The following is a 22,184-nucleotide window of genomic DNA, read 5'->3' as shown; positions in this document are numbered from 1 at the left end:
CGGCCTGGATCATCTGGGGGAGGGGGTCACCGGGAGGACAGGTACCGCTCGCCGAGGGAGCGCAGCCGGGCGTGGGCCGACTCGTACGCCTCCGGGCGGCCCAGGTACGCCTTGGGCAGCTTGGCGACCATCGTGTAGTTGGTGTCGACCACGTTGCCCACGGGGGCCTCGCCGCCCTGGCTGACGAGCTGGTAGGCGTCGAGCGTGTCGAGCCCGGTGAGCGAGGCCGTCCAGGTGACGAGGTCGTGCTGGCTGATGCGGTAGGCGTCCTCCAGCGGCCTGGCGGAACCGGTGGCCATCAGGTGGTCGTCGTCCTCAAGGCGCGGCCACGGCGTGGCGACGCCCTTGACGAGCTCGACCGCGACGACGGTGTTCATCGCGGCCTCCACGGCGGTGCCGCAGACCTCGCCGTGGCCCTGTCGGCAGTGCCCGTCACCGACGGAGAACAGCCCGCCCTCGACGTTGACCCCCAGGTAGAGGGTGACGCCGGCCCGTAGCTCGGGGGTGTCCATGTTGCCGCCGTGCGCGTCCGGAGTGATCGTCATCCGTGACTCGAACGCCGCGGGGGCGACCCCGACCGTGCCGTGCATCGGGTCGAGCGGCATCTCGACGCTGAAGTCGCCGCGCCGCGCGTGGTAGCGGACCACCCCCTTCTCCACGTCGACGTCGTACATCCAGACGACCTCGTCGAGCGGCGGGTGCAGCATCGCCGTGGTGTGGGTCGTGGTGAGGGCCCCGAAGTGCGGGAACGTGGTGGAGACCGCCCAGTCGCGGGCCGGCTCGATCGACACGAAGTGCAGAGCGATCGTGTCGCCGGGCTCGGCCCCCTCGACATGGAACGGCCCGGTGACCGGGTTCAGGTACGGAAACTCGCAGACCTGCGAGGGCAGGTCCTCGGGACCGCGGACCCGCCCGCCGAAGCAGTCCTCGGTGTAGATCTCCAGGACCGTGCCCGGGGTGATCCTGCCCACGGCGGGCCGTCCGCCGAAGGTGTAGGACAGCTCTTCCGGCCTGGGCCGGTAAGAGACGACGTTCACTCGGAGACCTCCGTCTCGTCGGGAAGGGAGGGGCGACGGCCGAGGGAGGTCAGCGTGATGAGCGTGACGATGCCGAGCGCCAGCCAGGTCAGGCCGACGGTCTGCGCGGCGACCTTGGCGTTGATCACGACGTACACCAGGATCACGAAGCCGATGCTCGGGGCGATGAGGTGCCGCCACCAGTCGCGGCTGCCCTTGCGGATGAAGTAGTGGACGACGACCGAGACGTGCAGCGCGAGGAACGCGGTCATCGCGCCGAAGTTGATGAGCGAGCTGAGCAGGTCGATCCCGTCGTCGCGTGTGGACATGTAGATGCCGAGGATCAGTGAGACGGCGGCCACCAGCAGCGTGGCGTTGACCGGCGCCTTGTGCTTGGGATCGACCTTGCTGAGGAACCGCGGAAGCTGCCGGTCGCGGGCCATCGCGAACAGCAGGCGCGACGTGGCGGCCTGGGCGACCAGGGAGTTGGCGAAGCCCCAGGCGATGGCGGTGGCGACGGCGGTGAGCACGCCCAGCCAGTGGCCGCCGGCGAACTCGGCGGCGGCGTAGAACGCCGTGCCCTCCGGGTCTCCGTTGGCGAGCAGGCCGGCGCGGTCCGGCACGAGCAGCGAGGCCACCCAGGTCTGGGTGATGAACAGCAGGCCGGCCAGCATCAGCGCGCCGACCATGGCCCGGCCGAGCTTGCGCGCGTCCTCGCGGCTCTCCTCGGCGAGCATCGAGATGCCGTCGAAGCCGAGGAAGGACAGCACCGCGATCGAAACAGCGCCGAACGCGAGCTCCCAGGTGAACGTCGAGGAGTCGAAGATCGGGCTGAAGAAGTCGCCGTGGCCCTTGCCCTGCGCGAGCGCGACGACGCCGATGACCAGGAAGATCGCCAGGACGATCAGCTCGCCGATCAGCATGATCTTGTTCATCCGGGCGGTCATCTTGATGCCGAGGGAGTTGACCACCGTGTTGAGCACGATGAACATGACGATCCAGGCCCAGAGGGGCACGGCGGGCACGAACGACGCCATCGCCGCGCTCGCCACCAGGTAGAGCAGGGCCGGAACGAGGATGTAGTCGGCCAGGATGACCCAGCCCGCGAGGAAGCCGACCGGGGCGCCGATCCCACGTCCGGCATAGGTGTAGACCGATCCGGACATCGGGAACGCCTTGGACATCTGTGCGTAGGACAGCGCGGTGAACGCCATCGCCACCATGCCGATGGCGTAGACGAGCGCGACCATCCCGCCGGATGACTGGAAGACGCCGCCGAAGATGCCGAACGGCGCGATCGGCACCATGAAGATCAGACCGTAGATCATCAGGTCGGCGAAGCTCAGCGACCTGTTGAGTTCCTGCTTGTATCCGAAGCGTTCCACTCCGGAGGGGGACGCCGCCGGGGCCGGCGTCTCGGAGAGGGATGACATTCGTACTCCTTCATGTGGGGGGCAGAGCGTACGATAGGACTAATCCTTGAAATAGAAAAGTTTTCCCCGGAAACTTTTTTGCGCAAACCATTACTTATCGGCAGACGAGCAGGTCAGCAGGAGGCCACGACATCGAAATCCAGACCATTGGCGCGTCCCACGTACACGCGCTGCCGTACGTGCCGTCCGGAAAGCGTGAGGATCCCCCGGCCGCTGACGATCGAGGTGCCGTCGGAGACGGCCTCGATGGCCGGTACGTCGAGGGCGCCGGCGCGCTCCGCGAGAGCCGCGAGCATGAGCACGCTTTCGTAGCAGCCATGTCCGTGACCGTTGAGCAGCGGCGCCTGCGGCCCGAACCGCCGGACGTAGCGCTCCCGGAAGCCGAGGTTTTCGTCCGTGGTGATGCTGTCGAAGTAGCCCATGGCGGCGTAGAGCTCCCCGCCGGTGTCGCCCCCGATCGCCAGCAGACCGTGCTCCTCCAGCGCTCCGCACAGTCGCGCGCAGCCGAGCCCGCTGGCCGCGAACTCCCGGTTGAACGCGACCAGGTCGCTGCCGATGAGGTTGAGCAGCACCGCGTCGGGCCGTACCGCGGCCAGTTCGTCGATCAGCCGCGCCATGTCCCGCGTGCCGAACGGGACGAACCGTTCCCCGACCACGGTCGCCGACCGGGACAGCAGGTGGTCGCGCGCCGCCTCGTGGACCAGCCGCGGCCAGACGTAGTCGTTTCCCAGCAGGAACCAGCGCCTGGCCCGCCGGTGGTCGATGAGCCAGTCGAGCCCCGGTCCGACCTGCCGGGAGGCCGGCTCGCCGAGGAAGTAGACCCCGGGACGGCGGACGCCGCCTTCGTACGGCGGCGCGTACACGAACGGGATCATGCCCCGCAGCGTGCTCTCGATCGCGACCCGCACGTCGCTGGCGTGGGTGCCGACGACCGCCTGTACGGCTCCGCCCCACGCAAGGGCGGCGACCTCCTCGGCGACCAGCGCGGGCGGCCGGCCACCGTCGACCAGGACGAGCTCCACCGGCCTGCCGAGCAGCCCGCCCGCGTCGTTGACCTCGGCCGCCGCCAGCGTCGCGCAGTTGATCGCACAGGGGCCGACGAGGCCGAGAACGCCGGAGACCGGCACCACCAGGGCGACGCGCAGCGTGTCGGCCCTGAGCAGATGTGCCTCCAGGGGCTCGAGGAGCGCCGCGGCAAGATCGGCCACGGAGAAGAGTATGGTCCATCGGCACGGGTCAGCGAAAGGATCAACCGATGGTGACGGCCGGGATCGGCGGCGACGACGCCGTCCGGATTTCCCAGGCGAAGACCGCGGGCTCGTCCGGGCTCGGCTCCTCGCTCGCCTACCTGCTGAGCCGCGCCGAGCGCAGCGTCAACCGGGGGCTGGCGGCCGCGCTCGCCGCCGAGGAGGTCAGCGTCGAGCAGTGGCGGATCCTCCAGGCGCTCGCCGACGGCCGCGGCCACTCCATGGGCGACCTCGCCGAGGCCGCGCTCATGCCGCACCCCACGCTCACCAAGGCCGTCGACCGGCTCGTCGATCACGCACTCGTCTACCGGGGGCGCGATCCCGTGGACCGCCGCAAGGTGGTGGTCCTGCTCGCGGGCCGGGGCAGCGACCTGCTCGGCCGCCTGGAGGCGGGGATCGCCGAGCACCGGCGGGCCATCCTCGCGACGTACGGCACGGCCAGGACCGAGCGGCTCATGCGCGAGTTGGAAGATCTGGTGCGGTCTCTCGAAGTCTGATCACGAGCACCGGGACTGAGCACCGGGGGCGACGCCGCCCGCTCATTGGAGGGCGGACGGCGTCGCACCGTCAGCACTCCCTCAGCACTCCCTCAGCACTCCCTCAATGCCTCGGCCAGCCGGTCGACGGCCCAGGACAGGTCGTCACGGGAGACGACGAGGGGCGGCGCGAGGCGGATCGTCGAGCCGTGGGTGTCCTTGGCCAGCACGCCCCGGCGCATGAGCGCCTCGCTGATCTCGCGGCCGCTGCCGAGAGCCGGGTCGATGTCGATGCCCGCCCACAGACCGCGGCCGCGCACCGCCACCACGCCGTGCCCGACCAGCTCGCCCAGCCGCTCGTGCATCAGAGCGCCCAGTTCGCGGGCGCGGGCCTGATACTCACCGGTCTTCAGCAGTTCGATGACCGCGATGCCGACCGCGCAGGCGAGCGGGTTGCCGCCGAACGTCGAGCCGTGCTGGCCCGGTCGGATGACGCCGAGCACGTCGGCGTTCGCGGCCACCGCCGAGACCGGGACCACCCCGCCGCCCAGAGCCTTGCCCAGGACGTAGATGTCGGGCGTGACTCCTTCGTGGTCGCAGGCGAAGGTGTCACCGGTGCGGCCGAGCCCGGACTGGATCTCGTCGGCGATGAACAGGATCCCCTGCTCCGAGCAGAGCTCGCGGACCGAGGCGAGATAACCGTCCGGCGGCACCAGCACGCCGGCCTCGCCCTGGATGGGCTCCAGGAGCACGGCGACCGTGTTCTCGTCGATCGCCTCCCTGATCGCCTCGGCCGAGCCATACTTCACGATCCGGAATCCGGGCGTGAAGGGGCCGAAGCCGCCATGGGCGTCCGGGTCGGTGGAGAAGCCGACGATCGTCGTGGTGCGGCCGTGGAAGTTGTCCTCCATGACGATGATGTTCGCCTGGTCCGCGGCCACGCCCTTGACCTCGTAGCCCCACTTGCGCGCCACCTTGATGGCGGTCTCGACGGCCTCGGCGCCGGTGTTCATCGGCAGGATCATGTCCTTGCGGCACAGGTCGGCCAGACTCGTGGCGAACTCGGCGAACCGGTCGTGGAAGAACGCGCGGCTGGTCAGCGTCAACCGGTCGAGCTGCTCGCGCGCCGCGGCCAGGATGGCAGGGTTGCCGTGGCCGAAGTTCAACGACGAGTATCCGGCCAGGCAGTCGAGGAAACGCCGGCCCGCCACGTCGGTCACCCAGGCGCCCTCGGCGGAGTGGAGCACGACGGGCAGCGGATGGTAGTTGTGCGCGCCGCGGGTCTCGCTGATGCGGATGAAGTCTTCCGCGGTAGAAGGAGTGTTGTTCACCGGATCTCCAGAGTGCAGCACTTGGGACCCCCGCCGGACTTGCGCAGCTCGCTCAGGTCCACGGGGACGACCTCGAAGCCCCGGCGCTTGAGCTCCAGGATGAGCCCGGTCGCCTCGGCGTTGACGATCACGTTCCCGCCGTCGCTGACCGCGTTGAGGCCGAGCACCTCCGCGTCGGAGGCCGAGGCGATGACGGCGTCCGGGAACAGCCGCTGCAGCACGCGCAGGCTGCCGGCCGAGAACGCCCCAGGGTAGTAGGCGACGTTGTGCCCGTCCAACGGGAACAGCGCGGTGTCGAGGTGGTAGAACCTCGGGTCCACCAGGCGCAGCGTGACGACCGGGCGGCCCAGGAACTCCTGGGCCTCCATGTGGGCGGCGACGTCCGTACGGAAGCCGGTGCCGGCCAGGATCACGTCGTCGAGCGTCAGATAGTCGCCCTCGCCTTCGTTGGTGAAGGACGCCGCCAGCGTCTCGTAGCTCCGCTGCCTGAACCAGTCGAGATAGGCCGGGCCCTCGGCGGCCCGCTCCGCGTGGGCGAACTTCGCACCGTAGACCCTGCCCTCGACGACCAGCGCTCCGTTGGCGGCGAACACCATGTCCGGCAGGCCCTCGATCGGGTCGATCAGGCTCACCCGGTGGCCCAGGCTTTCGTACGCCCGCCGCAGGCTCTCCCACTGCCGTACGGCCTCGGCCGTGTCCGTGCCCTTCGCCGGGTCCATCCAGGGATTGATGGAGTAGGAGACTGTGAAGAACTCCGGCCGGCACATCAGATAATGCCGCACCGTGCTCGTGCGGTCACGTCTCGTGATCTCAGCCGATGGCGCGAATGACATCCATACTCCATCCGAAAACGCCGTTGTCAACGGATCTTCAGGTTAGGAACCCGGACCCGCGTAACCAATGCGTGCTCGTTGCGCCTTCAGGCGGATCGGTTGCGTCTTCGGCCCCCTTACGGCGATCCGTTAACTGATCAGGCGGGACAGGACGATAGAGCTCTTGGTCCGCACCACGAACGGCTCGGCCGCGATGCGCTCGATGACGCGCTCCACGTGCCGTACGTCGGTCGCGCGGATGTGCAGCAGGGCGTCGGCCTCGCCGGTGACCGTGCAGGCCGAGACGACCTCCGGATGCCGGGCGGCCGCCGCTCCGATCTCCGCGGGCGAGGTCTTGCCGCGGCAGTAGAGCTCGACGTACGCCTCAGTCGTCCACCCGAGGGCAGACGGCTCGACCCGGGCGCTGAACCCGGTGATCGCGCCGGTCGCGACCAGTCGGTCGACCCGGCGTTTGACCGCCGGAGCGGACAGCCCGACTTGATTGCCTATTTCGGCATATGTTGCGCGCGCGTCTTCTACAAGAGCCCTGATGATGGCGCGGTCCAACTCGTCCACCTTCACGTCGACCTGTATACCGGTCCGCCGCCCCGATCCGCGTCGCGGCAGGCGGCATGAGCGGGCCGCCTGCGGTCGTGTTCGCCGGAACCGACGCCTCACCTGACGCTTTTGGGGGGTTGTGCCGGTGACGCCGGCCTCCATGGTCGTCGGCGTCGCGCTCGGCACTCGGATTTCGCAGCGGGGAAACTCCTGATCATCCGCGAGGAAAGTCAGCGGAAAAGCAGCCGAAGTTCCTTCCGGTTGCGGCAGCCGTACACGACTGCGACGGTCACAATGGGTTGCGTGGCGGACGTCAACTTCACACTCGTCCAGCTGCGTTACTTCGTGACCGCGGCCGAGCTCGGCAGCATGACCGCGGCCAGCAGAGAGCTGATGGTGGCGCAGTCGGCGATTTCGGCCGCCATCGCCCAGGTAGAGCGGGAGCTCGGCGTCCAACTGCTGATCCGCCATCACGCCAGGGGGCTGTCGCTCACCCGGTCGGGGGAGCGGTTCCTTGTGGAGGCACGGGAGTTCCTGTCCCACGCCGCCGCGCTCGCCCAGTCGGCCCGCGGACTCGCCGGCTCGCTGACCGGCGAGCTCGCCGTCGGCTGCCTGACCGCGCTCGCGCCGTTCTATCTGTCCCGGCTGCTGCGCGAGTTCGCGGGCCGGTTCCCCGGGGTCCGGGTCACGGTCATGGAGGGGGAGATCTCCGCCATGGAGGCCGCCCTGCTCGACGGCCGGTGCGAGGCCGCCCTGGTCTACGCGACCGACCTCGCCCTCGATCTCGACCTTCGGCTGCTCACCCAGGCCCAGCCGCACGCGCTGCTGCCGCCCGGGCATCGGCTCGCCCAGGCCGAGGCCATCTCGCTGGCCGACCTGGCGGGGGAGCCCATGATCCTGCTGGACCTGCCGCGCAGCCGCGACTACTTCCGCACGATCTACGCCAGCGAGCCCCGGGTGCGGTTCCGCACGTCCAGCTATGAGACGGCCCGGTCGCTGGTGGCGGGCGGGCACGGCTATTCGATACTCACGCAGCGGGCGGCGACGGACCAGACATACGACGGAGGCCGGGTGGTCAGCGTGCCGATCAGCGACGAGGTGCCGCCGCTCGACGTCGTGCTGGCCTCGGTGCGCGGCGTACGGCCCACGGCCCGCGCGACGGCGTTCGCCGAGACGTGCGCGGCGTTCTTCGCCGCGATGCCCGAGTGACGACAATTGCACGTGCAAGCGCGCTTGCACCGGCAAGGCGTAGGGCAAGATACCCGACGACAGGGAAACTCACATGTGACAGGTGACGACCTGAGGGACCGCGATGACCGCAGATCTGGCAGGGCCGGGAGCCGCGACAGCGCCTTCGTGGCTGGCCGCGATGTTCGAACAGGACGACGTCGCAGGCCCGCAGGTCCCGCCGTCGGTCGTGTGCGTCCTCCAGGGCGGCAGTGTCTCTCCCGCCCTCGCCCGGGAATTCACCGCCAGGACGCTGCGCGGGTGGGGCGTCCTGCGGCTCGTCCCCGACGCCCAGGTCGTCGTGTCCGAGTTGGTGACCAACGCGCTCCGGCACGCTCCCCACTGTCAAGATCCCTGCGGCCCGCCCATCCTGCTGAGGTTGGTGAACCACGTCGATTCGACCGGCCGCTTTCATACCGGCTGCGGCGTCAGCGACGCCAGCGAACGAGTCCCGGCGCTGACGAGGGAGCCCGACCTGTCCGCGGAGACGGGCCGGGGCCTTCACCTCGTCGACGCGTTGAGCATCGCGTGGGGGTGGATCCTCACCGGCAGCGGCAAGATCGTGTGGGCCCTGTTCGACGACCGAGCCCGTTGAGGGCCCGTTGAGGGTCCGTTGAGGCCGGTACGGCCCAGCCCTATTGGGCCCAGCCGTACCGGAGGGGGTCAGGAAGTGAACGACCTAGGCCTGGTCGGCGTCGCCGGTGACCTGCTCGGCCGCCTCCTCGGGCGACTGCTCGAGGTCCTGGTCGGCGTGGGCCTGGGCGGACGCCTTGTCCAGTCGCACCCAGCTCACCACGCTCTCCACCGAGAACAGGACGAGCAGGTATGCCGTGAGGACGGCGGTGACGGCGGTCAGCCACCCGGCCGCCGCTCCCACACCCAGGATCAGCAGCCGCCCCTCCCAGCCGAGCCCGGCCCGGAAGAGCCATGCCGGCGGCCAGATGCCCTGCCTGGTCCGGTAGACCGTGTCGTACGTGTGGTAGCCGATCACATAGAGCAGCACGAACAGCAGCCACTTGGGGGTGCCCTCGGCCAGTCCGAGCAGGATGATCGTGAGGAACTCGGCGGCCCGCAGCAGCGGCGGGGTGAGCCAGTCCAGCCGGCCGAGATGGTCGCTCGGCCCGCTCGGCACGACCAGGACGACGAGGATCAGCACGGGCGCCAGCAGGATCGCTCCCGAACTGAGGACATCGCCGACGGCCAGGGCCACGATGGCGAGCACCGCCACGAGCGTCGCGGGCACGGGCGGCAGGCCACGGCCCAGCACTCCCTTCAGGGCGGTGACGATGGGGCCGTCGTCCCGGTAGGCCAGCAGTCGCTCGGTCTGGATTCGGCGGCGCTCCTCGTCCGGGTCGGGGATCGTGGTGGCCTGCGGCTGGGTGATCATGCGAGAGACCTCAGGATGCGTCCGGTGAGGGTGTAGATGGTCGCGACGCCGCCCCAGATCACGAGAGTGAGGAAGGTGACGCGGGGGTCGAAGAAGGCCGCGGTGATCGCGATGGCGGCGAAACGCTCCCCGATGGGGAACACGATCATCTTGCGCGCCCAGTGCACGGGACGGAACTTCCCGGCCTTGGTCCAGAGCTTGAGCAGGTTGCGTACGCCGGAGTCGCGGCTCGCCCTGCGCTCTTCCAGGGCCTCGCGCAGCGGGCGGTCGTCGGCGGCCGTCAACTCGAGCGTGGGCAGCGGCACGGGCGCCCTGCGCCGGTTGGCCGCACCGAACGAGAAGTCGAGCAGGTGCTTGACCGACTGAAGCCCCAGCGCCACCAGAGCGAGAGTCCAGATCCCTTCTCCGTCCCCGAACTGCCCGGACACGGTCGCTCCGACGGCGAGGCCGACGAAGACGGCGTATTCCTTGAACCGGTCGAACGTGGCGTCCAACCAGGCACCCAACACGCCGAACTTCCTGGCATATCGGGCGACCTGTCCGTCGACGCAGTCGAAGACGAAGGCGAAGTAGATGAGCACGGCGCCGGCGATCGCACCCCACCGGGTGCCGGTCGCGAACGCGCCGGCCGACAGCAGGCCCAGGAAGATCGAGATGAGGGTGACCTGGTTGGGGGTCAGGCCACGGCGGGCCGCCCAGCGCGCGATGAACCTCGAATAGGTGCTGACGAAGAACGTGGTGAAGAAGCCGTCGGCACCCTTGACGGCGTTGTCCAGCCGGGCCCGGTCCTCGTTGATCCCGGCCATCTCCGCCAGGGCCTCCTCCGCCTCCCGCTGGGTGTGGATCCGGCGGTAGAACAGGTCCCGGCGGCCTCGTACGGCGACCCGCACGCCGCGCCGTACGAGGCCCAGCACGAGCAGCTCGACGACGTCGTCCTCGGGACCGAACAGGTGGGCCATGCCCGCGAGCTCGCGGGCGGCCTCGGCGAGGACGGCGGCGTGCCGCTGGTGGAGGTGGAGCGGTCCCAGCAGCGCGGCGTTGGGCCGGGTGACGGCGTGGTACGCGGTGCCGACCGAGATCACCCGCCCGCGGCCGGCCCGGGTGCGCTGGGGGAGACCCTCCAGCGTCTTGCGGCCGATCTCGGGTTCCGCCTCCTCGATGGGTGGCTCCTCCGGCGCGTCCTCGGGCCGCTCCTCGCGGAGGACCAGCGCGAGGGCATGCCGCTTGGCCTTGTCGATCTGGTAGATCAGCTCGTCGTGCACCAGCGACTGCGCGGGCAGGATCAGCAGGTTGTCGGTCGAGTCCTCGACCGCGTCGGCGAGCGCCCGGAGATCCCCGGCCACGTCGCGGCTCTCCACGACACTCCCCCGGCCCGCGGCGGACACGCACTGCCTGAAGGCGGGGGCGTCGGCGGGCCGGGCGATGGTGGTCGGCTCGGGGTCGAGTGAGGCGAGCTGCCCGAGCAGCCTGCCGTACACCGAGGGAGCTCCGGGAAGCGACGCCAACGTGATGTCCGCCGGCGACACGGGCTGGCCGCCTGGCGGTGGAGAACCGATCGGGCCGGGCGGCGCGCCCAGCAGGACCACGCGGGTCATGGCAACCTTTCAAGCGACAGGGGGATCAGGCTCTAGGTCGTGCCCCCGGATCGTCGCCCTGGCGAGACCCACCGGACACTCCCTGGCTTGACCGGCGCGGGGAAATCCGCCGGAGGCCAAAGCTTAGTGACCTTTCGGCTGAACCGGTGCACTCCGGGCACACCGTACGACTACGGCGTCCGTCTACAGGCCATCATTACCGAATATTCACCTTATCGAGCCCAGCCGTCATCATCCGCGGCCGCCTGCGACGGCACCCATAGGATGGGCGTGTGAGTCTCTACCGGGACGAGGGCGTCGTGCTGCGCACGCAGAAGCTGGGCGAGGCCGACCGCATCATCACGATCCTCACCAGGCGCACCGGCAAGGTCAGGGGCGTGGCCAAGGGCGTACGCAGGACGATGTCGCGCTTCGGTGCGCGCCTGGAGCCGTTCTCCCACGTCGACCTGCAACTGCACGCCGGCCGGTCACTCGACGTGATCACCCAGGTCGAGACCCTGCGTCCGTACGGCGAGGCGCTCGTGACCGACTATCCCCGCTACACCGCCGGCACGGCCATGCTGGAGACGGCCGACCGGCTGATCATGGGGGAGAAGGAGCCGGCCCTGCGCCAGTTCCTGCTGATGCTGGGCGGCCTGCGCACGCTCGCCGAGGGCACGCACGAGCCCCGGCTGGTGCTGGACGCGTTCTTCCTGCGCTCGCTGGCCGTGGCAGGGTACGCCCCCGCGCTGTCGGGGTGCGCCAGATGCGGGGCGGAGGCCGTACGGGCCTTCGCGATCGCGTCGGGTGGCGTGGTCTGCGGCGCGTGCCGCCCGGCCGGGGCGGCGGTCCCCGCGGCCGAGACGATCGCGTTGATGATCGCGTTGCTGCGCGGCGACTGGGCCGCGGCCGACGCCTCGGAGTCCCGGCACAGGACCGAGTGCAGCGGTCTCGTCGCGGCCTACCTGCAGTGGCATCTGGAGCAGGGCATCCGGTCCCTGCGCCATGTCGAGAGAGAATGGGCCGGCAGGGATCCGGTCGGCAGGGATCCGGCCGGCAGGGATCCGATCGGCTGGGAGTGGCCGGAACGCCGGGCGTCCCACCCCGAAGAGGCCGCCCGGACGCGGTAGGAGCGTCCGATGCCTCCGCCAGACCCCTTCAGCCAGACCCTTCAGCCGCACGGGGGCGTGCACAGGATTCGCACGTTTTCTCCGCCTGAGGACCCTCGCGGACGCAATACGCTCGAAGCATGGTCCGTCCTCCGACTCCGCATCCCTCCGGGGCGATCCCGCCCCCCATCCCGCGCGACCTCGTCCCGCGGCACGTCGCGATCGTCATGGACGGCAACGGCCGCTGGGCGAAGGCGCGCGGGCTGCCGAGGACCGAGGGCCACAAGATGGGCGAGGCGTCGCTGTTCGACGTCATCGAGGGCGCGATAGAGCTCGGCATCCCCTACCTGTCGGCGTACGCGTTCTCGACCGAGAACTGGAGACGCTCGCCTGACGAGGTCCGGTTCCTGATGGGATTCAACCGGGACGTGATCCGCCGCCGCCGCGACCAGCTCAACGAGATGGGGGTCCGGGTCCGCTGGGCCGGGCGTCCCGGGCGGCTCTGGAAGAGCGTCATCAAAGAGCTCGAGGACGCCGAGCGGATCTCCGCGCACAACACGACGATGACCCTGCAGTTCTGCGTCAACTACGGGGGCCGCGCTGAGATCGTGGATGCCGCCGTCGAACTCGCCCGGGACGTCGCCGCCGGCCGCGTCAAGCCCGGCAAGGTGTCGGAGAAGGTGTTCGCCCGCTACCTCGACGAGCCCGACATCCCCGACGTCGATCTGTTCATCCGGTCGTCCGGCGAGCAGCGCACGTCGAACTTCCTGCTCTGGCAGTCCGCCTACGCCGAGATGGTCTTCCTCAACCAGCTGTGGCCGGATTTCGACCGCCGTGACCTGTGGCAGGCGTGCGAGGTCTACGCCAAGCGCGACAGGCGGTACGGCGGGGCCGTACCGAACGAGGTGCGGCCGAGTAACGCCTGACCGCCTCGGCGGATAAGATTCCCTTTCCATGGACCTCGCGCTCGGCGGGAAGACCGCGTTCGTCACCGGCGGCACCGACGGGATCGGGTTGGCCATCGCCCAGGCCCTGGCAGCCGAAGGGGTCGGCGTCGCGGTCTGCGGCCGCGACGCCGCACGGCTGGACGCGGCCGTGTCACAGCTGGCCGGGTCGGGCGCCCGGCACGAGGGCGCCCAGCACCAGGGCGCCCAGCACCAGGGCGTTCCGGTTCACGGCGTCCAGGCCGACGTCACCGATCCGGTACGACTCGGCGAGGCGGTCCGGGAGGCGGCCGAGCGGCTCGGCGGGCTCGATCTGCTGGTGGCCAACGCGGGTGGCGCGTCAGGCGGCGGGCTGCTCGACTCGACCCCCGATGACTGGGCGTACACCTACGCGGTCAACGTGCTGCACGCCGCCAACGCCATCCGCGCCGCGGTGCCGTACTTCGAACGGCGCGGCGGGGGAAGCGCGTTGATCATCGCGTCGGTCACCGGCTGGAAGCCGGGCCCCAGGTCGTCCTACGCCTCGGCGAAGGCCGCCGAGATCCATCTGGCCGCCGCTCTGGGACAGGAACTCGGCCCGCGGCGCATCCGCGTCAACGCGCTGAGTCCGGGCTCCGTCCTGTTCGAGGGCGGCGGCTGGGACGAGTTCCGCCAGGCGCGGCCGGAGCGGTTCGCGGCGTTCGCCCGGGAGGACTTCCCCATGGGCCGCCTGGTCGAGCTCCGCGAGGTGACCGACGTCGCATGCTTCCTGCTGTCGGATCGGGCGAGCGGGATAAACGGGGCGAACGTCTGCGTGGACGGCGGCCAGGATCACCCGACCGCCGGACGTTTCTTCCCCTGATCGCGCTCCGGACGCCGACGGGCGCGGTAGGCGGCGACGTGCATGCGGTTTCCGCAGGTGCGGCTGTCGCAGTAGACCCGGGAGCGGTTCCTGGACTCGTCCACGAAGACGTGCTCGCAGTCCGGCGCGCGGCACTTGCGCAACCGTTCCCACTCGTTCTCGACCAGCACGTGCGCGAGGGCGACCCCGCAGTCGGCGGCGAGATGCTCGGCGAGTGACGCGCCGGGGGCGAAGTAGTGGATGTGCAGCGCGAAGCCGTCGTGCTCGGTGAGCCTCGGCGTGATGCTCGTCCGGCCCAGCAGCTTGTTGAGCCGGGTGACGGCCGCGATCTTGTCGGGGGCGGTGAACACGTTGTGGAAGTCGGTGCGAAGCGTGCGGACCTCGGCCAGATCTCGGACGGTCACGGCGTCGACCCCGCTGACCCGGCGCTTGCGTACGAACGATCGGAGGTCATCGATGTCGACCAACGCGTCGTGGTCGCCGGCGGCGGTGTTGATCAATTCCACCACGGTGGCCAGCGAGTACACCATGTCATGACCGAATGGCATGGCAGGCACTCCTCTGTAGCGGCGCTGGCAGCGTATCTCGCGGGAGGCTCTGGCGCGGCGAGATCAAGAACATCGGTGGCCAGAACATTCGCCTGGTCACGGGCGGGTCACTCGGATGCGATCCCCTTGACGGTCTCCTTGATGGTCCCCCTGGCGGTCCCGGTGAGGGCTGTGGTCCCGGTGCAGGAGGAGCAGGTGCCGAAGACCTCAACGGTGTGGGTGATCTCAGTGAAGCCATGCTCGTCGCCGATGGCGTCGGCCCAGTGCTCGACGTCGGGATTGGCCACCTCGATGGTGAGCCCGCAGCGTCGGCAGACGAGATGGTGGTGATGGGCTGCGCTCTCACAGGCCCGGTAGACGGACTCGCCGTCGGCCGTGAGCAGCACATCGACGCGGCCGTCGTCCTGCAGCGCCTGCAGCGCCCGGTACACGGTGGTCAGGCCGATCTTCGCGCCGTCCGCCCGCATCTCGGCGAACACGTCCTGGGCACTGCGGAAGCCCGGGCTCTGACGCAGGATCTCGTGTACGGCCTCGCGGCTCTTGGGACTCCTGGTCATGATGTCTCCTGTGTACGGCTTCGCCCTAGAATCTACCGAAGGCAGGTCAGGAGCCGGACCAGGCTATCGGGAGGGAAATGATCGAAATCGGCCGATCAGGTCGATCAGATCAGGCCGAAGCGGGTGGCGGCGAGCAGGATGAGGAAGGTGCTGAGCGCCACTCGCAGCAGGCGTCCGCCGACGCGCAGCGACGGCCACGACAGGTACGCCAGCCAGACGACGAACGCGAGCACGGGAAGCACGGCCACGGCCCCCCGCCAGTCCGGCACGACGAGGCCGACGAGCAGCAGCACGATCATGACGACCGGAAGCAGCCAGCGCGGCAGTTGGAACAGGAACACCAGCGGCGCGGCGCTCTTCAGTTCGACCGCCCGCCTGACGCCGGTCGCCCCGGGAGTGAAGAACGATTCGCCCGCGGGCAGCGGACGCCGTGCCTGCCGTGCGGCCGCCGCCGGACGCGCCTGCTCGCGAGCCAGCGGGTGAGCCGGGAGCGAGCGGGCCGCCCTGGTCGGGCGCCGGCGGTTCGGATCGGTTTCGCTTCCCACAAGCCGAGCTTAGGCCATGTCGGGCTTCCTCCGTTTCCTACAGGGAGGCGGCCTTCTCACACGGGGACGGCCTTCTCGCAGGGAGACTGCGGAAGGCGGACGCGGGTGGCGGCTGGAGCCGTACGGCGCGCATGGCATGCTTGGACCCGTGATCGCGCTGATCCGCTACTCGGTTCCCGGCTCCCGAACAGAGGAGTTCGCCTCGGGCGCGCGCGCCATCCTCGAGGTGCTGGCCGCGCAGCCCGGATACGCGCGCGGGCAGTTGGCGAGGTCGGTCGACGAACCCGCTCTGTGGGCGCTGGTCAGCGAGTGGGAGGGCGCGGGGTTCTACCGGCGGGCGCTTTCGGCGGCAAGGATGGCCATGTACCCGCTGATGACGCTCATGATCAATGAGCCCAGCGCGTTCGAGGGAGTCTACGGCCTCCCGGAAACGCCTGTCGGCGACATCTGAGCGAGTGGGCGCGGGAGTCCCCTAAGCTTGTCCACAGACTCGGGCAGGTGCCCGGCCTCACCTGCTCTGATTCAACCTGATATGACCGGATCTGACCTCACTTGTCTGATCTGTCTGATTCTGATCTCAACGCCGACACCCAGCCGGATGGAGTTCCACTGATGGCACGTCGCACCGACGTACTGGAAACGATCGTCAGCCTCTCTAAGCGCCGCGGGCTCGTCTTCCCGTCGAGCGAGATCTACGGAGGTCTGCGCGCGTCCTGGGACTACGGACCTCTCGGTGTCGAGCTCAAGAACAACGTCAAGCGCGAGTGGTGGAAGGCCGTGGTGCAGGGCCGCGACGACGTCGTCGGCCTCGACTCCTGCGTCATCCTCGCCCGCGAGGTGTGGCAGGCCAGCGGCCATGTCGACACCTTCACCGACCCGCTGACCGAGTGCCAGTCCTGCCACAAGCGCTTCCGCGCCGACCACCTGATCGAGGCGTACGCCGAGAAGCACGGCGCCGAGCCCGCCGGCGGCCTGGCCGACATCTCCTGCCCCAACTGCGGCAACAAGGGCACCTTCACGGCGCCGCGGCAGTTCAGCGGGCTGCTCAAGACCTCCCTCGGCCCGGTGGAGGACGAGTCGGGCCTGGCCTACCTGCGTCCCGAGACCGCCCAGGGCATCTTCATCAACTACCTCAACGTGCAGCAGTCCGCACGCAGGAAGATCCCGTTCGGCATCGGCCAGATCGGCAAGTCGTTCCGCAACGAGATCACCCCGGGCAACTTCATCTTCCGCACCCGTGAGTTCGAGCAGATGGAGCTGGAGTTCTTCGTCAAGCCGGGCACCGACGAGGAGTGGCACCAGTACTGGATCGACGAGCGGCTGCGCTGGTACGTCGACCTCGGCATCAACAGGGACAACCTCCGGCTCTACGAGCACCCGCAGGAGAAGCTGTCCCATTACGCGAAGCGGACCGTGGACATCGAGTACCGGTTCAACTTCACCGGCGGCGAGTGGGGCGAGTTGGAGGGCATCGCCAACCGCACCGACTTCGACCTGACCTCGCACGGCAAGGAGTCCGGCCAGGACCTGTCGTTCTTCGAGCAGGAGTCCGGCGAGCGCTATGTGCCGTACGTCATCGAGCCCTCGGCCGGCGCGGACCGGGCGACGCTGACCTTCCTCGTCGACGCCTACACGGTGGACCAGGCGCCCAACGCCAAGGGCGTGATGGAGGAGCGGACCGTGATGCGGCTCGACCACCGGCTGGCTCCGGTCAAGGCGGCCGTGCTGCCGCTGTCGCGCAACGCCGACCTGTCGCCGAAGGCCCGGGACCTCGCCGCGCAGTTGCGCCGCCGGTGGAACGTGGACTTCGACGACGCCGGCGCGATCGGCCGCCGCTACCGCCGACAGGACGAGATCGGCACGCCTTTCGCGATCACGGTCGACTTCGACACGCTCGAAGACCACGCCGTGACGATCCGCGAGCGCGACAGCATGGCCCAGGAACGGGTCGCTCTCGACCAGGTCGAGTCCTACCTCCGCCGACACCTCAACGACTGAGCCGGCCCAACTCACCCCCAGGTGTCACACCACCTGGGGGTGAGGTGTTACTTGGGGCAGCGGAGGCCGTCGGTGGGGACCTTGCCGTCGAGGAGGTAGGCGTTGACGGCCGAGTCGATGCACTTGCTCTGGCCGTACGCGCCGTGACCCTCGCCGTCCAGCGTGAGCAGAACGGCGGTGCGCAGTTGCCGGGCCAGGCGTGGCGCCCACTGGTACGGCGTGGCCGGGTCGTTGGTGACGCCGACGACGACGATGGGGCCCGACCCGGAAGCGTCGACGTGTTTGGCGGCGTCGTCCCCGCGTACCGGCCAGGTGCTGCAGCTTCCGGCGCTGATGATGGTGGGGGCGAAGATGGGTGACCGCTTCGCCATGCGCCGGGCCAGCTCCTCCGCCTGCGCCACGCTGGGCCGGTCGGTGGAGTCCACGCAGAGGACGGCCGGCAGGGAGAACTGCAGGGTGGCGTAGGAGCCGTCCGGCCGGCGGCCGCCGTACTGGTCGGCCAGGGTGAGCAGCCCGCGCGCGTCGCCCTTCTTCATCGCGTCCCTGAGCGCCTCGGTGAGGAGCGGCCAGGTGAGCTTGCTGTACAGCGCCTGGATGATCGCGGTCCTGGCGACGTCCTCGGTGACCTCGCGGTCGCCGGCCTTCAGTGGTTTGCGCTCCACGGAGCGCAGCAGCTTCAGCACGCTGTCGTTGGCCGCGGTGGCGTCGGCGCCGAGGGGGCAGCTCGTCCGAGTCTTCACACAGTCGGCCAGGTAGTCCTCGTAGGCCTTCTGGAAGCCCAGCGCCTGGGTCTTGGCCATGTCCAGCATGCTCACCGTCGGGTCCACGGCGGCGTCGAGCACCATGCGGCCCACCAACTTCGGGAAGAGGGTGGCGTAGACCGAACCCAGGTGGGTGCCGTAGGAGAAGCCGAAGTAGTTGAGGTGCGACTCACCGAGGGCCTGGCGCAGGGAGTCGAGGTCGCGGGCCGCGTTCACGGTGCCGACGTACGGAAGGATCTTGCCGGCCTTGCTCTCGCACCCCTTGGCGAAGTCGGTGATGAGCCGGGTCTCCTCCGCGACGGTGTCGCCGGGCTCGTTGGCGAGGTATCGGTCCATCTGGCGGCCGTCGAGGCACCTGATCCCGCTGCTGCGGTCGACGCCGCGCGGATCGAAGCTGACGAGGTCGTAGCGGCGGCCGAGCGTGCTGAACGCCTGGGCGGCGTTGAGCAGGGTGCTGACGCCCGAGCCGCCGGGGCCGCCGAAGTTGAAGACGAGCGAGCCGAGCCGGTTGGCGGGGTCGGCGGCCTTCATCCGGATGAGGGCGATGTCGAGCTTCTCGCCATCCGGCTTGTTGTAGTCGAGTGGCACCGGCATCTTCGCGCACTCGAATCCCGCCGAGGACGCGGCCTCCTCGCAGTGCGTCCACTGGAGCCGGTCGGCGCCGGACGGCTGTCCGGCCGGAGCGACCTTCTCGCCGGCGCAGGCCGTCGCGGCCAGCGCCAGCGTGCCGAGTCCTGCCACCGCGGCCAGTACGGCACGCCTGCCGCTTCGCGGCCCGATCACTCCCGACACGATCACCCCTATGTAATCGAATGTAATCAGAGGGTCACCAATTTATACCGTACGGCGGGCGGCGGCATGGGGAAGGCGCACCGGGCGACTGGCGAGCCGACTGTGAAGATCCTTCGCTATAGATCAGGCGAAATGGTCTAAACCTTTTGGTCTATACCATTCTTGTTGATATTGGTTCATACCAATGTGGCTCCTGTGAAAAATGATCGATCTTTCCGGATCTCTCGATTGGATTAGACCGCGCAGTGCCCTGCTACCTGGGGATATGTCTAATCTAACCGGGTGTGATGTTTGATGCGCCTTTTAATAGGTAGAGTCCCGGTGCGGGGTGGATCCGCAGGTTTTAATTGAAGTCGCGAAGGAGCTCATGTGCCCAAGTACGTTTACGACTTCACCGAGGGCAACAAGGACCTCAAGGACCTGCTCGGCGGTAAGGGTGCGAATCTGGCGGAAATGACAAACCTCGGTCTCCCGGTTCCTCCGGGTTTCACGATCACGACCGAGGCCTGCCGCCACTACCTGGGCGACGGAGGCATGCCGGACGGGCTCGGCGAGGAGATCTCGGCGCATCTGGCGGAGTTGGAGGCCCAGATGGGCAAGCGGCTCGGTGACCCCGGTGACCCGCTGCTCGTGAGCGTCCGCTCCGGGGCGAAGTTCTCCATGCCGGGCATGATGGAGACCGTGCTCAACATCGGGCTGAACGACAGCTCGGTCCTCGCGCTGGCCAAGCAGTCAGGCAATGAGCGTTTCGCCTGGGACTCCTACCGCAGGCTCATCCAGATGTTCGGCAAGACCGTGCTGGGCATCGACGGCGAGCTTTTCGAGACCGCCATCGACGAGTTGAAGGACGGCCGGAAGGACACCGATCTCGACGCGGCCGACCTGCAGCGGCTCGTCGAGACGTACAAGGACATCGTCCGGTCCGAGACCGGGCGCGACTTCCCCTGTGACCCACGTGAGCAGATGGAACTGGCGATCCGGGCGGTCTTCGACTCCTGGAACGCGCCGCGCGCCGTTCTCTACCGCCGCCAGGAGCGCATCCCCGCCGACTTGGGCACGGCCGTCAACGTGTGCTCCATGGTGTTCGGCAACCTCGGCATGGACTCGGGCACCGGCGTCGCCTTCACCCGCGACCCCGGCTCGGGCCAGCAGGGCGTTTACGGCGACTACCTGCAGAACGCCCAGGGCGAGGACGTCGTCGCCGGCATCCGCAACACCGTGCCCCTGCAGGAGCTCGAGAAGATCGACCCGGAGGCGTACCGCGAGCTCCTCGACATCATGGCGCGGCTGGAGGGCCACTACCGCGACCTGTGCGACATCGAGTTCACGATCGAGCGCGGCAAGCTGTGGATGCTGCAGACCCGGGTCGGCAAACGCACGGCCGCCGCCGCGTTCTGCATCGCCACCCAGCTCGTCGACGAGGGCCTGATCGGCATGGACGAGGCCGTCAAGCGGGTGACCGGCCACCAACTGGCGCAGCTCATGTTCCCCCGGTTCGCCGAGGCCACCGACAACCGGCGCCTGACCAAGGGAATGAACGCCTCGCCGGGAGCGGCCGTGGGCAAGGCCGTGTTCACCTCCGAGAAGGCGGTCGAGCTGGCCGGCCGGGGCGAGGCCGTCATCCTCGTGCGCAGGGAGACCAACCCCGACGACCTCGCCGGCATGATCGCCGCCCGTGGCGTGCTCACCTCGCGGGGCGGGAAGACCTCGCACGCGGCCGTGGTCGCCCGGGGCATGGGCAAGACCTGCGTCTGCGGCGCGGAGGAGCTCGAGGTGGACGTCCGCGCCGGACGCTTCACCGCGCCCGGTGGGGTGACCGTCGAGGAGGGAGACGTCATCTCCATCGACGGCTCCAGCGGCGCGGTCTACCTGGGCGAGGTCCCCGTCGTCGCCTCCCCGGTCGTGGAGTACTTCGAGGGCAGGCCGGCCGATGAGGAGCTGGTCCGTTCCGTGGACCGGATCATGACCCATGCCGACTCGGTGCGACGCCTGGCCGTACGGGCGAACGCCGACACCCCCGAGGACGCCGCCCGCGCCCGCCGGTTCGGCGCCCAGGGCGTCGGGCTGTGCCGTACGGAGCACATGTTCCTCGGCGACCGGCGGCAGCTGGTCGAGGACCTGATCCTGGCCGCGACGCCGAAGGAGTGCCAGGCCGCACTGGACGCGCTGGAGCCGCTGCAGACGGCCGACTTCACGGGCCTGTTCGAGGCGATGGAGGGCCTGGCGGTCACGATCAGGCTGATCGATCCGCCGCTGCACGAGTTCCTGCCCGACATCACCGAACTGTCGGTCAAGGTCGCCCTGGCCGGCGACGAGGCGACCGATCGGGACCGCAGGCTCCTGGAGGCCGTCAAGCGGCTGCACGAGCAGAACCCGATGCTCGGCCTGCGCGGGGTACGGCTCGGCCTGGTCATCCCCGGCCTGTTCGAGATGCAGGTGCGGGCGATCGCCACAGCGATGAAGGCGAGCGCCGACGCGCGGGCGGAGATCATGATTCCGCTGGTCGGCGCCGTACAGGAGCTGGAGATCGTACGGGAGTCGGCCGAGCGCATCCTCGCCGAGGCGGGCGTGTCCGCGCTCATCGGCACCATGATCGAGGTGCCGCGCGCCGCGCTGACCGCCGGCCAGATCGCCGAGGCGGCCGAGTTCTTCTCGTTCGGCACCAACGACCTCACCCAGATGACCTGGGGCTTCTCCAGAGACGACGTCGAGAGCGGATTTTTCGGCAAATATCTCGATCTCGGGGTGTTCGGCGTGTCGCCGTTCGAGTCGCTCGACAGGGACGGCGTCGGCCGGCTCATGCGGATCGCGGCCGAGGAGGGCAGGCGGACCCGTCCCGGCCTCAAGCTCGGCATCTGCGGCGAGCACGGCGGCGACCCGGACTCGGTCCACTTCTGCCATGAGGTCGGGCTCGACTACGTGTCGTGCTCGCCGTTCCGGATCCCGGTCGCCCGCCTGGAGGCCGCCCGCGCCGCCCTGACGACCGAGGGCTCGGACAGCCGCTGAGCTCCTGTCCGGCATCCCCGGA

The 22,184-nt window shown here is 69.3% G+C and carries 21 protein-coding genes; 9 read left to right on the top strand and 12 right to left on the bottom strand.

The window, feature by feature from the left end:
• Positions 1 to 26 precede the first annotated feature (26 nt).
• From Mth01_RS17010 to Mth01_RS17000, 3 genes are all read right to left on the bottom strand, one after another.
• The gene (locus Mth01_RS17010; RefSeq protein ID WP_204016838.1) at positions 27 to 1,037 is read right to left on the bottom strand and encodes an acetamidase/formamidase family protein; all 1,011 of its coding nucleotides are present in this window, start codon (positions 1,035 to 1,037) and stop codon (positions 27 to 29) included.
• Complete coding sequence (locus Mth01_RS17005) at positions 1,034 to 2,449, bottom strand: APC family permease (RefSeq protein ID WP_204016837.1); 1,416 nt, start codon at positions 2,447 to 2,449, stop codon at positions 1,034 to 1,036. Before Mth01_RS17005 ends, Mth01_RS17010 begins: the two co-directional genes overlap by 4 nt.
• Before the next feature lie 113 nt (positions 2,450 to 2,562).
• On the bottom strand, positions 2,563 to 3,657 hold the full coding sequence (locus Mth01_RS17000; protein WP_204016836.1) for a substrate-binding domain-containing protein: 1,095 nt from the start codon (positions 3,655 to 3,657) through the stop codon (positions 2,563 to 2,565).
• Between the two features lie 47 nt (positions 3,658 to 3,704).
• Here Mth01_RS17000 and Mth01_RS16995 point away from each other — a divergent pair, with 47 nt between their 5' ends.
• Positions 3,705 to 4,193 (top strand): MarR family winged helix-turn-helix transcriptional regulator, encoded by a 489-nt coding sequence (locus Mth01_RS16995; RefSeq protein WP_204016835.1) that lies wholly within the window; start codon positions 3,705 to 3,707, stop codon positions 4,191 to 4,193.
• A gap of 92 nt (positions 4,194 to 4,285) precedes the next feature.
• Here Mth01_RS16995 and rocD read toward each other — a convergent pair whose 3' ends face one another.
• The 3 genes from rocD to Mth01_RS16980 all read right to left on the bottom strand — a co-directional run bounded on the left by rocD (position 4,286) and on the right by Mth01_RS16980 (position 6,897).
• The gene (gene rocD, locus Mth01_RS16990) at positions 4,286 to 5,503 is read right to left on the bottom strand and encodes an ornithine--oxo-acid transaminase (RefSeq protein WP_204016834.1); all 1,218 of its coding nucleotides are present in this window, start codon (positions 5,501 to 5,503) and stop codon (positions 4,286 to 4,288) included.
• A complete protein-coding gene (gene ddaH / locus Mth01_RS16985; RefSeq protein WP_239089746.1) occupies positions 5,500 to 6,336 on the bottom strand; it encodes a dimethylargininase in 837 nt (278 codons plus the stop codon). Before ddaH ends, rocD begins: the two co-directional genes overlap by 4 nt.
• Positions 6,337 to 6,465: 129 nt before the next feature.
• The gene (locus Mth01_RS16980) at positions 6,466 to 6,897 is read right to left on the bottom strand and encodes an Lrp/AsnC family transcriptional regulator (protein ID WP_204016833.1); all 432 of its coding nucleotides are present in this window, start codon (positions 6,895 to 6,897) and stop codon (positions 6,466 to 6,468) included.
• 270 nt (positions 6,898 to 7,167) lie between these two features.
• On the opposite strand from Mth01_RS16980, the gene Mth01_RS16975 reads away from it, so the two are divergent.
• Both Mth01_RS16975 and Mth01_RS16970 read left to right on the top strand, forming a co-directional pair.
• Entirely contained in the window at positions 7,168 to 8,082 is a 915-nt protein-coding gene (locus Mth01_RS16975; RefSeq protein ID WP_239089745.1) for a LysR substrate-binding domain-containing protein, read from the top strand.
• A 103-nt stretch (positions 8,083 to 8,185) separates the two neighbouring features.
• Positions 8,186 to 8,695: an ATP-binding protein gene (locus tag Mth01_RS16970; RefSeq protein ID WP_204016831.1), complete on the top strand. Its 510-nt coding sequence runs from the start codon at positions 8,186 to 8,188 to the stop codon at positions 8,693 to 8,695.
• Between the two features lie 84 nt (positions 8,696 to 8,779).
• On the opposite strand, the gene Mth01_RS30150 is transcribed toward Mth01_RS16970, so the two are convergent.
• Complete coding sequence (locus Mth01_RS30150; RefSeq protein WP_204016830.1) at positions 8,780 to 9,487, bottom strand: DUF5941 domain-containing protein; 708 nt, start codon at positions 9,485 to 9,487, stop codon at positions 8,780 to 8,782.
• A complete protein-coding gene (locus Mth01_RS30145; RefSeq protein ID WP_204016829.1) occupies positions 9,484 to 11,082 on the bottom strand; it encodes a CDP-alcohol phosphatidyltransferase family protein in 1,599 nt (532 codons plus the stop codon). Before Mth01_RS30145 ends, Mth01_RS30150 begins: the two co-directional genes overlap by 4 nt.
• 272 nt (positions 11,083 to 11,354) lie before the next feature.
• Here Mth01_RS30145 and recO point away from each other — a divergent pair, with 272 nt between their 5' ends.
• The 3 genes from recO to Mth01_RS16945 all read left to right on the top strand — a co-directional run bounded on the left by recO (position 11,355) and on the right by Mth01_RS16945 (position 13,955).
• Positions 11,355 to 12,191: a DNA repair protein RecO gene (recO, locus tag Mth01_RS16955; protein ID WP_204016828.1), complete on the top strand. Its 837-nt coding sequence runs from the start codon at positions 11,355 to 11,357 to the stop codon at positions 12,189 to 12,191.
• Positions 12,192 to 12,310: 119 nt separating this feature from the next.
• Positions 12,311 to 13,096: an isoprenyl transferase gene (locus tag Mth01_RS16950; RefSeq protein WP_204016827.1), complete on the top strand. Its 786-nt coding sequence runs from the start codon at positions 12,311 to 12,313 to the stop codon at positions 13,094 to 13,096.
• Positions 13,097 to 13,124: 28 nt separating this feature from the next.
• Positions 13,125 to 13,955 (top strand): SDR family NAD(P)-dependent oxidoreductase, encoded by an 831-nt coding sequence (locus Mth01_RS16945; protein WP_204016826.1) that lies wholly within the window; start codon positions 13,125 to 13,127, stop codon positions 13,953 to 13,955.
• Here Mth01_RS16945 and Mth01_RS16940 read toward each other — a convergent pair.
• The 3 genes from Mth01_RS16940 to Mth01_RS16930 form a co-directional block, all read right to left on the bottom strand.
• Positions 13,925 to 14,503 (bottom strand): CGNR zinc finger domain-containing protein, encoded by a 579-nt coding sequence (locus Mth01_RS16940; protein WP_204016825.1) that lies wholly within the window; start codon positions 14,501 to 14,503, stop codon positions 13,925 to 13,927. The two genes, Mth01_RS16945 and Mth01_RS16940, sit on opposite strands and share 31 nt — an antisense overlap.
• A gap of 107 nt (positions 14,504 to 14,610) precedes the next feature.
• Complete coding sequence (locus Mth01_RS16935; RefSeq protein ID WP_204016824.1) at positions 14,611 to 15,060, bottom strand: Fur family transcriptional regulator; 450 nt, start codon at positions 15,058 to 15,060, stop codon at positions 14,611 to 14,613.
• Positions 15,061 to 15,164: 104 nt separating this feature from the next.
• A complete protein-coding gene (locus Mth01_RS16930; RefSeq protein ID WP_239089744.1) occupies positions 15,165 to 15,605 on the bottom strand; it encodes a DUF6703 family protein in 441 nt (146 codons plus the stop codon).
• A 148-nt stretch (positions 15,606 to 15,753) separates the two neighbouring features.
• On the opposite strand from Mth01_RS16930, the gene Mth01_RS16925 reads away from it, so the two are divergent.
• Both Mth01_RS16925 and Mth01_RS16920 read left to right on the top strand, forming a co-directional pair.
• Positions 15,754 to 16,056 carry an antibiotic biosynthesis monooxygenase family protein gene (locus Mth01_RS16925; RefSeq protein ID WP_204016823.1) on the top strand — a complete coding sequence of 101 codons (303 nt, stop codon included), beginning with the start codon at positions 15,754 to 15,756 and terminating at the stop codon, positions 16,054 to 16,056.
• Between the two features lie 161 nt (positions 16,057 to 16,217).
• The gene (locus Mth01_RS16920; protein ID WP_204016822.1) at positions 16,218 to 17,603 is read left to right on the top strand and encodes a glycine--tRNA ligase; all 1,386 of its coding nucleotides are present in this window, start codon (positions 16,218 to 16,220) and stop codon (positions 17,601 to 17,603) included.
• 47 nt (positions 17,604 to 17,650) lie between these two features.
• Here the strand turns inward: Mth01_RS16920 and Mth01_RS16915 are convergent, their stop codons facing one another.
• A complete protein-coding gene (locus Mth01_RS16915) occupies positions 17,651 to 19,147 on the bottom strand; it encodes an alpha/beta hydrolase (protein WP_204016821.1) in 1,497 nt (498 codons plus the stop codon).
• A 378-nt stretch (positions 19,148 to 19,525) separates the two neighbouring features.
• Between Mth01_RS16915 and ppdK the strand changes: the two genes are divergently transcribed.
• The gene (ppdK, locus tag Mth01_RS16910; RefSeq protein WP_204016820.1) at positions 19,526 to 22,162 is read left to right on the top strand and encodes a pyruvate, phosphate dikinase; all 2,637 of its coding nucleotides are present in this window, start codon (positions 19,526 to 19,528) and stop codon (positions 22,160 to 22,162) included.
• Positions 22,163 to 22,184 lie beyond the last annotated feature (22 nt).

Source organism: Sphaerimonospora thailandensis (genome assembly GCF_016863115.1).
GTDB classification, from domain to species: Bacteria; Actinomycetota; Actinomycetes; order Streptosporangiales; family Streptosporangiaceae; genus Sphaerimonospora; species Sphaerimonospora cavernae.
This window is presented reverse-complemented; position numbering and strand designations above follow the sequence as displayed.